Here is a 13912-nt window from a genome sequence, read left to right on the forward strand (position 1 = left end):
CGGCCCCAATGAGCCCAACACCAAGGCCCAGTGCCATCGCCGGCTACGAGGACTGGCCGGCCTACGTGCGCAGCAAACCCGGGCACCGGGCGTCGGCAGCGGCGGCGCAGGAACTATCGGACGCCCTGGGTGTACCGGGTCCGGTGGCACCGCCGGATGTGACGGTGCAGTGGGAACACACGCACGACGGCGCCACCACCTCCCAGCTCAGCTGGCAGTTGGGCTTTGGGCCCCGCACCACTGGCTGGCTGGTGCGGCCTGCCGGGCACCCAGGTCCCCTGCCGGGCGTCCTGGCACTGCACTGCCACGGCGGCAACAAGTTCGGCGGCGCGGACCGGCTGGTGGAGCTTCCCGATAACCATCCGTCAGCCGCATCCGCCCGTGCCGGGCACTACGACGGCCGCGCCCTGGCTACTGACACCGCCCGAAGGGGCTTTGTTGTCCTGGCCCATGACACCTTCGCCTGGGGCAGCCGCCGCTTCGACCTCTCCTCAGCTCCATGGCGCACTGCAGCGGCAGCGGCGGCGCAGCACGCGCAATGGCGGGAGGACGGCGTCGCTCCTTCCGCCGCGGACGAATACAACGCGGCCGCGGGCTTCCACGAGGACACGATTGCCAAAGCGGCAGGGCTGCTGGGCACCAGCCTGGCAGGCATGGTGGCACATGACGACCTCGCCGCCCTGGAAGTCCTGGCCGCCCGGCCCGGCGTGGACCAGGACCGGCTGGGCTGCATCGGATTCTCCGGCGGAGGGGGCCGCTCGCTCACCCTGGCTGCCCTGAGCCCCCGGATCCGGGCCTCCGTGGTGGCATGCATGATGACCACCTTCGAATCCCTCTTCCCCGCCTACCTGGACGCACACTCGTGGCTGCTTCAGACTCCCGGCCTGTGGAAACTGGGCGACTGGCCGGAGCTTAGCGGCAGGTCGGCGGCGGCCCGGTTCCTGGTGCAGTACGCCCTTGCCGATGAACTCTTTCCCGAGGACGGCATGCGCCGGGCACACCAACTGCTGGAATCAATGCATGCCGGCACCGGCAGGTACACGGGCAGCTTTTGGCCCGGAGGCCACGTATTCACTGCTGCCATGCAGGACGAAGCCCTCCATTTCCTGACGCAAGCCTTGGCCCCGCAACCCCTTCCCACCTCTCCCCAAGGACCCCGATGACCACACAGCATTCCACCGCCGCGGACCCGACGCACCAACAGGGCGCTGCTGCCTCCGTCCCGCGGGTGGCACTTGTGGGCGTACATGGCTTCGGCGAACATCACCTCGCCAACCTGGCCCGGCTTGAAAAAAACGGCGCACTGGAACTGGTAGCTGTTGCCGATCCCAATCCGCCGCACCCCGGCACCCTCGCCGGGTCGGTCGCCGTGTTCCCCGATTTCGCCGCGCTGCTGGCCGCCCGGCCGGGCGCCGACGTCGTCATTATTGCCACCCCGATCCAGACGCATGCCCCGCTGGCGGCCGCGGCGCTGGAAGCCGGAATGGACGTCTACGTCGAAAAGCCGCCGGTGGCGTCGCTGGCCCAGTTCGAGCAGGTCGTTGCTGCCGCGAACGGCAATGGCCGCCTGGTCCAGGTGGGCTTCCAGAGCCTGGGGTCCCACGCCTTGCCGGCCATCAGGGAGATGGTGGAGGCAGGGAACATCGGTACGGTCTTGGGCATCAGCGCCAGCGGCCAGTGGCTGCGGACCAAGGCATACTTCAAGCGGTCGCGCTGGGCCGGAAAACGCAACCTGGACGGCACGGACGTGGTGGATGGCGTGGCAACCAATGCGCTGGCCCACGCCGTTGCAACCGGGCTGCATCTGGCCGGGGCGCACACTGCTGCCGACGTCGCCTCCGTGGAAACTGACCTGTACCGGGCCAATGACACCGAAAGCGATGACACCTCCATCATCCGGGTCCGCACCGCGCCGGGAACCACGCTGTTGTGCGCCCTGACGCTCTGCGCGCCGGATCAGCTGGACCCCACCGTCACCGTGCACGGAACGCTGGGCGACATTACCCTTTCCTACACGAAAGACGAGGTGGTCATCACTACCCCGGACGGCGAGCGCCGGGAGTCGTACGGCCGGACCGACCTGCTGGAGAACCTGCTCGCCTCCCGCGCCACCGGCGTGCCGCTGCTGTGTGGGTTGGAGGATACCGGTGCGTTCACCACCGTGCTGGAGGCCATCCGCACTTCACCGGACCCGGCCCCGATAGGCGCCGAACACCTGGCCTGGGAAGGCGAGGGAGACGACGCCCACCCCGTGGTTCGCGGCATAGCGGACCTGATCCAGCGGGCCGTCAAGGCGCAGGCTACCTTCGCCGAACTGGGCGTCCCCTGGGCCCGCCACCTTCCGCCAGTCCACACGCTGAGCGTGGACGGCAGGCTCGTAGCCGAGTACCAGGACGGCAGCCATGTCCGTGCAGTCTCGTCCCCGCGCCCCTATCTGCACCCGGTCCGCACCCTGGGCGGCACCGTGGTCACGGACCACCAGCCACTGGACCATGTGTGGCATCTGGGCGCCGGGGTGGCCCTGCAGGATGTGGACGGCGTGAACTTCTGGGGCGGACGCACCTACACCCGCGAAGCCGGCCAATACGTCTGGCGCCCGGACCACGGCAGCATCACGGTCACCGGCACCACCGCCGGGCAGCATGATGCGCGCGATGGCCGGCCCGGACGGCTGCAGGAGACCTTGAGCTGGAACGGCCCGGACGGCGCACCCATCCTCCTGGAGGAACGCACCTGGGCGTGGTCCGGCGTCGCGCCCGCCATCTGGCGCCTGTCCCTGGACTTCGCCCTCTCCCCCGCCGGAAACAAGCCTGTCAGCCTTGGCAGCCCGGGATCCAACGGCCGGTTCGGGGGCGGATACGGCGGGTTCTTCTGGCGCCTGCCCGCATGCGAAGGCGCCACGGTCTGGACGCCGGCAGGAAGCGGCGAGCCGGCAACGCACGGCAGCGTCACGCGCTGGATCGCCTGGGCGGGAACGTTCGACGGCGGCCCGGCCACCTTGGTGTTCGTCGCCCCCAACGATGCTGCGGACCCGTGGTTCGTGCGGGTGGACGGCTACCCCGGCGTGGGGCAGTCCCTGGCCTGGGACTCACCTGTGATTGCCCGGCCAGGCAGCCCAGTGCGGCGCAGCATCACCGTTTTTGTGGCCGACGGAATCCTGGCCACGCCCGACGTCGAAACATTGATCCACCAGCAGGGAGACCCGTCATGAGCCAAACAACAACCACTGCCGCTCTCCGGCGGGAGCCGCGTGTGGCTCCAGGCGCGCCGGCAGACCGCGCCATCAAGCGGCGCCGGGTGCTGGACATCCTGGATGCCGCGGGCCGCGACTCCTTGCTCCTGACCACGAACACGGCCCTCTCCTGGTACCTGGACGGCAGCCGGGTGCACATCAGCCTGGCCGGAGATCCCATCGCCGCCCTCCTGGTGGACCGCGATGGCGACCATCTGGTGACGTTCAACAACGAAGCTGCCCGGATTGCTGCCGAAGAGCTGCCAGCCGGTGTCAACCTGCACACCGTCCCCTGGTACGGGGACCTGCACCAGGCTGCGGCCGCCGTCGGCAGTTCCACCGCTCCACCGCTGGCGGAGGCGGACGCTGCCGTACAACTGCGCGCCGCCCGGCAGCAGCTCCTCCCCGCGGAGAGCGCCCGCTACTCCCATCTGGGCGCGGAGCTGGCAGGCATCATGACGGACGTCCTGTCCGCCGCCCGGCCGGACACCACGGAATTCGAACTCGCTTCAGCGCTTGCCGGGCGCGTGGTGGCGGCCGGCGCGGAGCCCCTGGTACTCCTCTGCAACGGCAGCTCCCGCAGCACCTTCCGCCACCCGCTGGCAACGCATTCCCCTCTCGGCAGGCGTGCCATGGCGGTGGCCTGCGCCCGCCGCGACGGCCTCATTGCCAACATCACCCGCTGGATCAGGTTCGACGACGGCACCCCGGAAGAGCGCGACGCCGAGGCCCGCATCGCGGCAGTTGAGGCAGAAATTTTCGGCGCCACGGTTCCCGGCGCACGGCTGGACAGGATCTTCGCCGGTATCCAGGCCGCCTACGTCCGCCATGGTTTCGGGGCGGACCAATGGGAGCAGCACCATCAGGGCGGCGCTGCCGGTTACGCGGGCCGGGACCCCCGGGCGACGTCCGCCGCGACGGACACGGTGGTCCTGAACCAGGCGTTCACCTGGAACCCGTCGGGTCCCGGCGTCAAGATCGAGGATACGGTGCAGCTCACGGCGTCCGGACTGCAGGTCCTTACCGTGGACCCCCGCTGGCCGGTGGCCACCGTGAACGGGCTGGACCGGCCGGTGACGCTGCAGCTGTAACAAAGGTCTCGACGCGCAAATTCACTGTCGACCCGCGCGTACCCTGACGCACCCCATACTTGGGCGCGTCCGGGAATCTGCGCGTCGGAGGAAAATTTGCGCGTCGCCAGGAGCCTCGCACCCCTACAACGCGCGCTCAGTCATGGCGGTCTGCGGGAGGATTTGTACTCGTCCCGTATCCGGTGAGAGAGCGTGTTACGTAAGCACCAGCTCACCGTCCACGCGGCGCGGGATGTGCAGCGGGTTGCCGTCATGCAATGCCGGGTGCAGGACGGGTTCCGGGGCGTCCTGGTAGGCCACGGGGCGCTGGAACCTGCGGACCGCCGTCGCGCCCACCGAGGTGAAGAGCGACGTGGTGGCCGGGTACGGACCGCCGTGCTGCTGGGCCCAGTTGACGGCGACACCCGTGGGCCAACCGTCGAACAGTACACGTCCTGCGAGCCCGGACAGCTGCTCCACCAAGCCGGCAATGTCCTCGCCGGGCTGGGCGTGGAGCGTGGCCGTCAGGCTTCCCGGGACCGTGGCCAGCACTGCGGACAGCTCGTCCTGGTCCGCGTACTCGATGAGGATGGTGGTGGGGCCGAAGCACTCTTCGAGCAATTGTCCCGGATTGTCCAGCACCTTGGCGGCGGTGGTGGCGAACACCACCGGGGCCGCACCGTTGGCGGCTGCGTCCTGGTCTACGGTGCCGCCCACCACGTCCACCCCGTCCACGGAGGCAAAGCTGCGCAGCCCGTCCGGGTACGCCTCCGCAATGCGCCTGGTCAGCATGGCATGGGCGGCCTTGTCCTTGCTGGCCTCCGCCACGCCTGCCGCGAAGGACGTTCCGGCGGGGATGAACACCAGGCCTGGCTTGGTGCAGAACTGGCCGGCACCAAGGGTGAAGGATCCTGCCAGCCCCGCGGCGAGTTCCACGGAGCGCTCCCGCAGCGCGGCCGCCGTGATGACCACGGGGTTCAGGCTGCCCAGCTCCCCATAGAACGGGATGGGGTCCGGACGGGAGGTGGCGAGGTCGAACAGGGCACGGCCGCCGGGAATGGACCCGGTGAAGCCCACGGCCTTGATGGCGGGATCCTGCACCAGTGCCGTGCCCACCTCGCGGCCGCTGACCAGGGCGAACAGGCCTTCCGGTGCACCCGCCCCGCGCAGGGCCTCCGCGACGATGGCGGCGGTCCGTTCCGAAAGGCGGAGGTGGCCCGAGTGCGCCTTGACGATCACGGAACAGCCGACGGCGAGCGCCGAGGCGGTGTCGCCCCCGGCCACGGAGAAGGCAAAGGGAAAATTCGAGGCCGAGAACACCGCGACGGGGCCGATGGGCCGGAGGATGCGGCGCAGGTCGGGCTTGGGCGGGGCGGCTGAGGGGTCCGCGTGGTCGATGATCGCTTCGAGGTAGGAGCCCTCGGTGATGACGCCCGCGAACAGCCGCAGCTGGCCGGTGGTGCGCGCAACCTCCCCCGTCAGGCGTGGGACGCCCAGGCTGGTCTCGGCATCGGCGATCTCCACCAGTTCGGCGGCGTTGGCATCCAGCGCGTCGGCCACCGCGTTAAGCCATCCCGCACGCTCTGCATCAGATGCGGCCGCGGAGATCCTGGCTGCCGCCGTGGCGGCAGCGGTGAGTTCGGACAGGGAAAGTGTTGCTGTTGTCACGTGAGGTACCTGTTCTTTTGGAATTCTTGGCTACAAAGCGTCCCGGAAGCGGAACCCCAGTCCGGGCTGGTCCGTGAGGGTCACCCGGCTGTTACTGAACCGCACGGGCGCCGGCGCGTCCAGGATCCCCAGCTGTTCGAACGACGCCTCCTCGACGTCCTCCACCAGGGTGGGCTCCGCCAGCGTCAGCGCCAGCTGGCCGGAGAGTTCCGGCAGCAGGTGCGGCATGACCTTGATGCTGTGGGTACGGGCGAGCTCCACGATCCGCCGGAACGGGGTAATGCCGCCAACCCGGATGATGTTGGGCTGGATGATGTCCACCGCCTCCGCCTCGATGAAGTCGCGGAACCGGTAGATGGTGTGCAGATTTTCGCCGAGGGCGATGGGCACCGGTGAATGCTTGCGCAGCCTTCGGTAGGCCCACAGATCGTCCGCGCGGAGGGGTTCCTCCAGCCAGTCCAGCCCGAATTCGGCCAGGACCTCCAGAGCGCGCAGGGTGGTGGGCAGGTCCCAGCGCTGGTTGGCGTCGATCATGAGCCTGCGGTCCGGCCCCAGGACTGACCGCACTGCTGCCACGCGTTCGCGGTCCTCGCGGAGGTTCGGTTTGCCTACCTTGATCTTCACTGCCTGGTGGCCGGCCGCAACCCAGCGTTCGGTCTGCGCCACCAGCTCCTCCAGGGTGTAGTGCAGGTTCACGCCGGAGCCGTAGACCTCGGCTGACTCCTGCCGCTGGCCCAGGAGGCCGGTGACGGACGTCCCCGCGCGGCGTGCCTGCAGGTCCCACAGGGCAAGGTCCACCCCGGCCATCGCAATGGTGGTTAACCCTCCGCCGCCCGCTTCATGCAGTCGTTTCCACAGGGTGTCCCAGACAGCTTCGGGGTTCGCCGGCAGGCCGCTGACAAAGGGCGCGATGTCATAGTCCAGCAGCGCCTTGACCGCCTGCGGTCCGATGGTTGGCGTCCAGGAGAAACCGTGCCCCGCACCGCCGTCGTCCGTGTGAAGCTCCGTGACGATCACGTGGTTCTCCGGCGCCTCCGCACCCCAGTGCCGGCGGAGTGGGACGGTCAGGAGCCGGGTGGACAGGCCTGTGATGCGTGGGGTGCTGCGCGTGGCCGCGGCCGCCGGGGCGCTCATCAATGCCCGGCCAGCTCGTAGCCCTTGGCGAGGATGGCCTTAAGCTCCAGTAGTTGGTCCTCCGTGGGATCCACCAGCGGCGGGCGTACCGACCCGACCGGCAGTCCACCCAGCCGCAGCCCGGCCTTGACCAGCGACACCCCGAACCCCGGAGTCTGGTCGCGCAGGCGCACCAGGGGTGCATAGAACCCTTCGAGCAGGGCGTTGCGGCGGTCCTCATCCCCGGACTCATAGGCATCGTAGTAGGCCTTCGCAATTTCCGGGGCCATGGCGAACGCCGCGGAGGAGTACAGCGGGATGCCCAGGCCGCGGTAGGCGCCCTGGGTCAGTTCAGCCGTGAGGAGTCCGTTGAAGAACGCGAAGTCCGTCCGGCCCGTTGCCTTGACAGCAGTCACGATTTCCTGGGCCAGGCCAACATCTCCCAGCCCGTCCTTGAAGCCAATGACCTTGGGGTTCGCGGCCAGCTTCGCCATGGACGCAGCGGTGAACTTGGCGTTCCCGCGGTGGTAGACAATGACCGGCAGGCTGCTGGCACCGGCGACAGCCTCGATGTAGGCCACCAGGCCGTCGGTGGGGCCGGTCACCAGGTAGGGCGGCAGCACCAGCAGGGCGTCGGCGCCGGCTTCCTCCGCGGCGCGGGCGGCGGCGAGGGCGTGGCCCAGCGGTCCACCGGCCCCGGCCACCACCGGGACCTTCCCGGCCACAACCTCGACGGCGGCCGCCACCACGGTGCGGACCTCGTCGATGCTGAGGGCGTGGAATTCGCCGGTGCCGCAGGCTGGAAAGACGCCGCCGGGCCCGAAGGGCAGCCGGGAAGCGACGTGCTCCTTGAGCAGTTCCACGTCAACGGCGCCTTCGGCCGTGAACGGGGTGACGGGAAAGAACAGTACGCCGTCGAATTTCATGGTGTCTCCTTGCTCCCGCCGCCGGCAGTAACCAGCGCGGAAGCCTCGTCGTTGAGGGTGGGTCGGGACGTGAGTTCGGTGCGCCAGCTGCGCCGCGGCTGCCAGCCCAGGAGTTCCTCTGCCTTGGCGATGGAGAAGGCGGGGCTGGTCCCGGTCAAGCCCGCGCTGATGTCTTCGCTGCCGGGCAGGAACCGGGGCATGAGCTCCGCCAGCGGCGCGGTTGCCAGGGCGTCCGCAGCTCCGACGAAGAAGGTTTCGCCGTTGGGAATGTCCGTCATTTTCCGGAGCAGCAGGTCAAGGAAGTCCGCCACATCCCGGGCGTCCACGTAGTTGAACAGGGCCGGCGCCGAAAGGGCGGGATCGGCCAGGCGTTCAGCCAGGGTGTGGCCCTGCTGGGTGGGCGCCCCCTCCCATTCCTCCGGTGAGATCACGAAGCATGGGCGGAATGCCGCGTACCGGATCCGCTCCCCCTGGGCGGCGGCGAACATCTGCACTGTCTGTTCGGCGATGAGCTTGGACAGCGCATAGGCGTTCCAAGGCTTCGGCGGCGTCCGCTCATCGAGCGGGAACGACGGCGGAAGCCAGTCCGCGGGCGAGCCGTAACCGAGCACGGTGGGGCTGCTGGCGGTGATGATTTTGGGGACGCCCAGCTCGGTGGCCGCGCTGATCACGGCGAAGGCGAGCCTGGTGTTGGTCCCAAAGATGACGTCCTCCGGCGCGCTGAAGGGGACGGCGATCGCTGCAAGGTGGATGACGGCGTCGGGCCTTGACTCCCGGAGGAGGCGCAGCGCCTCCCCCGGCGCCAGGAGGTCCGCGGTTTCCTGCACGACGCCGGGCGGCAGCTGGCCGGCGGGCACGGCGTCACGGTCCACGGAGACCACCTCGTGGCCCGCCTGGGCAAGCCCCGCGACGACGCTGCGGCCCAGGCGGCCGGAGCCGCCGGTAACGAATATCCTGCTCATGGTTGTTCCTTACTTGCCGCGGCGGAGGTCGACGCCGAGGTCCAGGTCCTCCACGCGGATGGGGAGCGAGGTTTCGAGCGACCGGTTGCCGGCAATACCCACGGACACCGAGCGCAGCCCGTCCAGGTATCCGGAGGGACGGCCCAGCGGGTCCTCGCCCGGGCCGTTGAAGAGGTCTGAGAGCAGGAGTTCGTCACCGCCGCCGTGGCCGCCTTCACCATTGACGATCGGCACCTCGTACGCGGCCTCCCAGTGGCGCTGGACCACCAGCCGCTCACCGTTGCGGCGGACGGCGTTCTCTTCCTCCACCGGGGTTGCGGAAGGGTCCACGACGGTTTTCCGGTCGGCGCTGTGCAGGACGGCGGCCCGTTCCACCACTTCAAGCTCGGCCCGGCCCTCGGTGCCGTTGACCGCTACCCGGTAGCCCTCCCACGGGCTGTGCGCGTTCAGCGAATAGCTCAGGCGCGGCCCGCCCTGGTACTCCACCACCAGCGCCAGGTTGTCCTCAATGGTGATGCCCGCGGTGAAGACATCCTGGTCGCGGCGGTAGCCGTCGTAGTGTTCGTTGTCCAGGAAGAGCGCCTTGAGCCGCTCGTCCTCCCTCAGGTCCAGAGTGAATGGGTCCTTCGCGCCGGCGGGGGCATCGGCGTCGGGCGTTCCGCGCTCGGGACGGGGGCCCAGCCCGCGTTCGGCGGCGTTCTTGTCGCCATAGAACTTCAGGCCGCCGGAGGCGAAGACCCGCTCCGGGACGTCGTCGATCCACCAGTTGACGAGGTCGAAGTGGTGGGACGCCTTGTGGATGAGCAGGCCACCGGAGTTCTTCTTATCCCGGTGCCACCGCCGGAAGTAGTCCGCGCCGTGGACGGTATCCAGGACCCAGCTGAAGTCAACCGAGGTGACCTTGCCGATCACGCCGCTCTGGATGATTTCCTTGAGCGCGCTGTTGCGCGGCGAGTAGCGGTAGTTGAAGGTGACCACCACGTTCCGTCCGGTCTCGTGGACGGCCTCGACAATGCGGCGGCAGCTTTCGGCGTCAATGGTCAAGGGCTTTTCGACGACGACGTCTGCACCGGCCCGGAGCCCCTCCACGATGTAGTCGGCGTGGGTGTAATCGGGCGTGGTGACGATGATCCGGCCGATGCCGTTGGCCTGGATGAACGCTGTCAGGTCCGCGGGATCAAAGGACGCCACCGGTCCCGGCGCGCCCAGTTGCTGGATGAGCTTCTGGTAGAACTCCACGCGACCCGGGTTCACGTCCGAGAAGGCCACCAGTTCGGCGGTGTCCGCGTGCTTGCCGTAGATGGCACGGATGTACATCTCGGAACGGCCGCCCGTGCCGATCAGGGCGATGCGGGTCTTCCCGCCGTCCTTGGCAGTGGCCTGCGCGGCAGCTGCGGCCGACGTCGTCTCGGCTGTGTTGACCATGGGGTCCCTTTCGAAAGCTCATTTACGGCCGTAGGAACGGCGCCTGTGGATCAGCGGCGGCACTCTGCTGCCCCGATTGGAAAGCCAGGCGAGAAAGCGTTTTCTCAGTTCTCTATAAAAGTTGTACCAACCCGGCGAGGCATCCGTCAACCATTTCCGGTACTGGTTGAAAGCGCTTTCTTCCCAGTCGGCTCGGATCCCCGGCCGCCGGGCGGGGAACATGGCGGGGAAAAGCATAGAAATCGCTTTCCTGCCCCCGTATATGCTGTCATTCAAAGCAGGTTGCCATCGCGGCCGGCCGCCCGGACACCAACTGGTCGCGGCAGCCCCGGCGGATGGCGCGAACGAAGGGTTCCCATGGCCAGGAAATCGGCAAGCGGCCGGATCGGCATCGCTGATGTCGCAGCCAAGGCGGGGGTTTCCCATGCCACGGTCTCGCGTGTCATGAACGGCAACTTCACCGTGGACCCGGACATTGCCGCCAGGGTCCGTGCAGCCGCCGCCGAACTGAAATACCAGCCCAATCCCGTGGGCCGGAGCCTGGCCCTCGGCAAGACGGACACCATAGGGATTGTGGTGCCGGACCTGGCCAACCCCACCTTCCAGGCGATCCTCCGCGGCCTAAGCCGGGCAGCCGCCCAGGACGGTTACCGCGTGCTTATCGCGGATTCATTCGAAGTGTCCAGCGAGGAGTCCATCCTCGCAGGCGAGGCGCGCAGGCGCTGTGACGGACTGGTCCTGTGCGCTCCACGCATGACCGATGCGGAGCTGGAGGATATCGCACCCTCGCTGCACCCGCTGGTGCTGATCAACCGCACTACCTCCACGCCGAACGTGCCCAGCCTGGTGGTGGACTACGGCCAGGGCGTCCAGGACATCGCGGGGCACCTTGTGGAGCTGGGCCACACCCGCCTGGCCTTCCTTGCGGGGCCGCCCCGCAGCGCCTCCAATGAGATGCGCCTCCAGGGCCTGGAAACGTTCAAGGCCGCCCACCCCGAGGTGGAGGTGACCATGCTGGACGGTGGCTCGGACTTCGACACCGGCCATGGGGCAGTGGATGCCGTCCTGGCAAGCGGGGCCACCGGAATCCTTGCCTTCAACGACCTGGTGGCCATGGGCCTGATGAGCGGCCTCCACGAACGTGGGCTGGACGTCCCCGGCGACATCTCGGTAACGGGCTTCGATGACATTCCCTTTGCCAGGTATACGACGCCGGCCCTCACCACCGGCGCGGTCCCCATCACCGAACTGGGAGAGCAGGCCTGGCAGCAGCTCCGGGCGTTGATCCGCAACGAGGCAACCGGCACCCCCGGCGGCCACTACCAGCCGCGGCTCGAAGTCCGGGCCAGCACGGGCCCCGCCAAGGCGCCCCGCAGCACGGTCCACGGCTAAGCCTTTCATTACGCTGCGCCCAGGATTATCCCGCGCCCAGCCCGGCCTCTTTGTAGAACCCCTCGATATGGTCGGCCACCAGCTGGGCTGCCCGGCTCCCATCGCCCTCCTTGACCGCGGCGAGGATGGCATGGTGCTCGGTGCGCAGGCGCGAGGCTGTGGCGTTCCAGTCCGGCAGGTTTCCGGTCAGTCGGGCCGCGTACCCCTGGATGGATTCGCGCAGCGATCCCATCATGGCGCTGACCACCGCATTGCCGGCCGCGTGGGCCAGGGCCAAATGGAACCGGACATCAAGGGCCAGGAAATCATCCACGGACAGGCCTCCGGGCGCATCCATCGCCGCCAGGAGCGTGGCCGCCTCTTCCAGCTCCGGCGCATCCCGGCGTGCCTGGGCGGCAGCCCATGACTCCAGGAGGACCCGGGTTTCCACGATGTCTGCCACCGGCAGGTGCTGGGTGGCCACATGGAGCCGAAGGGCCGAGCCAAGGGCGGCGGCAGGATCAGAGATCACGACCGTCCCGGCGTCCGGACCGGAACCGACACCGGACCGCACTACGCCCATGGCTTCGAGGATCCGGATGGCTTCACGTACCGAAGTCCGGGAGACCTGGAGCTGTTCGGCCAAGGTGCGCTCCGCCGGGAGCCTGCCGCCGACCGCCAGGTCGCCGGCTGAGAGCCTGTCCTCGATCCAGTGCAGGACCAACTGGTGGGTGCGCATAGGCCAATGGTACTTGATGTGGTTGGACCACATGCCCTAGAGTGTGGTTGGACCATAGGAGGAGCCATGACCCACACCATCCAGCCCAATAATCCGGAAGCCACCCCGGCGCCGGATGCCACGGACATTCCTGCAGCGCCGGCACCCGCCAGGGCTTCGTCGTCGTCCGCCCTGCCTGCCGCCCTGAAGCGGCGCGTCCCCACGTACTCGGACCTGGCGCCCCTGATGCAGTTCAAGAAGCCGGAGTTCAGCAGGGCTGCCCGGCTGCAGCGGGCCAGCACCATCTGGGAGCTCCGCGACATCGCCAAACGCCGCACCCCCAAGGCACCCTTTGACTACACGGACGGGGCCGCGGAAGAGGAGATCACCCTCCGCCGCGCCCGCCAGGCATTCCTGGACATCGAGTTCCGGCCCGGCATCCTGCGGAACGTCTCCAGCATCGACCTCAGCACTGAGATCCTGGGCAAGCCGTCCCGGCTCCCCGTCGGCATCGCCCCCACCGGCTTCACCCGGATGATGCAGTCCGAGGGCGAGTACGCCGGATCGCAGGCCGCCGAAGCCGCAGGCATCCCCTACACCCTGTCCACCATGGGCACCGCCTCCATCGAGGATGTGGCCCAGGCCGCCCCGAACGGCAGGAACTGGTTCCAGCTGTACCTGTGGACAGACCGGGACCGCTCGCTGGAACTCATTGAGCGCGCCGCCAAAGCCGGCAACGACACCCTCATGGTCACCGTGGACACCGCCGTGGCGGGTGCCCGCCTCCGCGACGTCCGGAACGGCATGACCATCCCGCCGGCGCTGACCCTCAAAACCGTGCTGGACGCCTCCTACCGGCCCGCCTGGTGGTTCAACTTCCTCACCCACGAGCCCCTGACCTTCGCCTCGCTGTCCCGCTACACCGGCACCGTGGCCGACCTGATCAACTCCATGTTTGATCCCACCCTCACGTTCGGGGACCTGGACTGGCTGCGCGAAACCTGGAAGGGCAAGCTGGTGGTCAAGGGCATCCAGACCGTCGAGGACGCCCGCAAGGTGGTGGACCACGGCGCCGACGGCGTGGTCCTGTCCAACCACGGCGGCCGCCAGCTGGACCGGGCCCCCATCCCGTTCCACCTGCTCCCGGAGGTCAGGCAGGCCTTCACCGCTGACAACAGTGACGCCGCCATCATGCTGGACACCGGCATCATGAGCGGCGCGGACATCGTGGCTGCGCTGGCACTGGGCGCCGACTTCACGCTGATTGGCCGCGCCTACCTCTACGGGCTGATGGCAGGCGGACGCGCGGGCGTGGACAGGACCCTGCAGATCCTTGAGAAGGATATGGCCCGCACCATGGCGCTGCTGGGTGTCAGCCGGATTTCCGAGCTCACCCCGGACCACGTGCGGCTGCTGCCCCGGTAGGT

11 protein-coding genes are annotated in these 13912 nt (G+C 68.6%); 5 read left to right on the top strand and 6 right to left on the bottom strand.

What is annotated here, in order from left to right; genetic code table 11:
* The first annotated feature begins 8 nt into the window (after positions 1-8).
* From NIBR502770_RS14640 to NIBR502770_RS14650, 3 genes are read left to right on the top strand one after another with little or no spacing between them, the layout of a single operon-like run.
* Positions 9-1163: an acetylxylan esterase gene (locus NIBR502770_RS14640; RefSeq protein ID WP_141182416.1), complete on the top strand. Its 1155-nt coding sequence runs from the start codon at positions 9-11 to the stop codon at positions 1161-1163.
* Positions 1160-3211: a DUF6807 family protein gene (locus tag NIBR502770_RS14645; protein WP_141182417.1), complete on the top strand. Its 2052-nt coding sequence runs from the start codon at positions 1160-1162 to the stop codon at positions 3209-3211. Before NIBR502770_RS14640 ends, NIBR502770_RS14645 begins: the two co-directional genes overlap by 4 nt.
* Entirely contained in the window at positions 3208-4323 is a 1116-nt protein-coding gene (locus tag NIBR502770_RS14650) for a Xaa-Pro peptidase family protein (protein ID WP_141182418.1), read from the top strand. The genes NIBR502770_RS14645 and NIBR502770_RS14650 overlap by 4 nt, the downstream gene beginning before the upstream one ends.
* Before the next feature lie 195 nt (positions 4324-4518).
* Here the strand turns inward: NIBR502770_RS14650 and NIBR502770_RS14655 are convergent, their stop codons facing one another.
* From NIBR502770_RS14655 to NIBR502770_RS14675, 5 genes are read right to left on the bottom strand one after another with little or no spacing between them, the layout of a single operon-like run.
* Positions 4519-5970, bottom strand: coding sequence for an aldehyde dehydrogenase (NADP(+)) (locus NIBR502770_RS14655; RefSeq protein ID WP_141182419.1), 1452 nt, complete (start codon positions 5968-5970; stop codon positions 4519-4521).
* Between the two features lie 30 nt (positions 5971-6000).
* The gene (locus NIBR502770_RS14660; RefSeq protein WP_141182420.1) at positions 6001-7104 is read right to left on the bottom strand and encodes a mandelate racemase/muconate lactonizing enzyme family protein; all 1104 of its coding nucleotides are present in this window, start codon (positions 7102-7104) and stop codon (positions 6001-6003) included.
* The gene (locus tag NIBR502770_RS14665) at positions 7104-8009 is read right to left on the bottom strand and encodes a 5-dehydro-4-deoxyglucarate dehydratase (RefSeq protein WP_141182421.1); all 906 of its coding nucleotides are present in this window, start codon (positions 8007-8009) and stop codon (positions 7104-7106) included. Before NIBR502770_RS14665 ends, NIBR502770_RS14660 begins: the two co-directional genes overlap by 1 nt.
* Complete coding sequence (locus tag NIBR502770_RS14670; protein WP_141182422.1) at positions 8006-8971, bottom strand: NAD(P)-dependent oxidoreductase; 966 nt, start codon at positions 8969-8971, stop codon at positions 8006-8008. The genes NIBR502770_RS14665 and NIBR502770_RS14670 overlap by 4 nt, the downstream gene beginning before the upstream one ends.
* Before the next feature lie 9 nt (positions 8972-8980).
* A complete protein-coding gene (locus NIBR502770_RS14675) occupies positions 8981-10396 on the bottom strand; it encodes a Gfo/Idh/MocA family protein (RefSeq protein WP_141182423.1) in 1416 nt (471 codons plus the stop codon).
* Positions 10397-10753: 357 nt separating this feature from the next.
* Between NIBR502770_RS14675 and NIBR502770_RS14680 the strand changes: the two genes are divergently transcribed.
* Positions 10754-11788: a LacI family DNA-binding transcriptional regulator gene (locus NIBR502770_RS14680; RefSeq protein WP_141182424.1), complete on the top strand. Its 1035-nt coding sequence runs from the start codon at positions 10754-10756 to the stop codon at positions 11786-11788.
* 25 nt (positions 11789-11813) lie between these two features.
* Here NIBR502770_RS14680 and NIBR502770_RS14685 read toward each other — a convergent pair whose 3' ends face one another.
* A complete protein-coding gene (locus tag NIBR502770_RS14685; RefSeq protein WP_141182425.1) occupies positions 11814-12506 on the bottom strand; it encodes a FadR/GntR family transcriptional regulator in 693 nt (230 codons plus the stop codon).
* A 66-nt stretch (positions 12507-12572) separates the two neighbouring features.
* On the opposite strand from NIBR502770_RS14685, the gene NIBR502770_RS14690 reads away from it, so the two are divergent.
* Positions 12573-13910: an alpha-hydroxy acid oxidase gene (locus NIBR502770_RS14690; protein ID WP_305775686.1), complete on the top strand. Its 1338-nt coding sequence runs from the start codon at positions 12573-12575 to the stop codon at positions 13908-13910.
* Positions 13911-13912: the final 2 nt, after the last annotated feature.

This window comes from Pseudarthrobacter sp. NIBRBAC000502770, from assembly GCF_006517815.1.
GTDB classification, from domain to species: Bacteria; Actinomycetota; Actinomycetes; order Actinomycetales; family Micrococcaceae; genus Arthrobacter; species Arthrobacter niigatensis.

Coding starts and splice junctions, on each gene's coding strand:
- NIBR502770_RS14650 (WP_141182418.1), top strand. CDS start 3,208: ATGAGCCAAACAACAACCACTGCCGCTCTCCGGCGGGAGCCGCGTGTG.
- NIBR502770_RS14680 (WP_141182424.1), top strand. CDS start 10,754: ATGGCCAGGAAATCGGCAAGCGGCCGGATCGGCATCGCTGATGTCGCA.
- NIBR502770_RS14645 (WP_141182417.1), top strand. CDS start 1,160: ATGACCACACAGCATTCCACCGCCGCGGACCCGACGCACCAACAGGGC.
- NIBR502770_RS14685 (WP_141182425.1), bottom strand. CDS start 12,506: ATGCGCACCCACCAGTTGGTCCTGCACTGGATCGAGGACAGGCTCTCA.
- NIBR502770_RS14670 (WP_141182422.1), bottom strand. CDS start 8,971: ATGAGCAGGATATTCGTTACCGGCGGCTCCGGCCGCCTGGGCCGCAGC.
- NIBR502770_RS14660 (WP_141182420.1), bottom strand. CDS start 7,104: ATGAGCGCCCCGGCGGCCGCGGCCACGCGCAGCACCCCACGCATCACA.
- NIBR502770_RS14665 (WP_141182421.1), bottom strand. CDS start 8,009: ATGAAATTCGACGGCGTACTGTTCTTTCCCGTCACCCCGTTCACGGCC.
- NIBR502770_RS14675 (WP_141182423.1), bottom strand. CDS start 10,396: ATGGTCAACACAGCCGAGACGACGTCGGCCGCAGCTGCCGCGCAGGCC.
- NIBR502770_RS14690 (WP_305775686.1), top strand. CDS start 12,573: ATGACCCACACCATCCAGCCCAATAATCCGGAAGCCACCCCGGCGCCG.
- NIBR502770_RS14640 (WP_141182416.1), top strand. CDS start 9: ATGAGCCCAACACCAAGGCCCAGTGCCATCGCCGGCTACGAGGACTGG.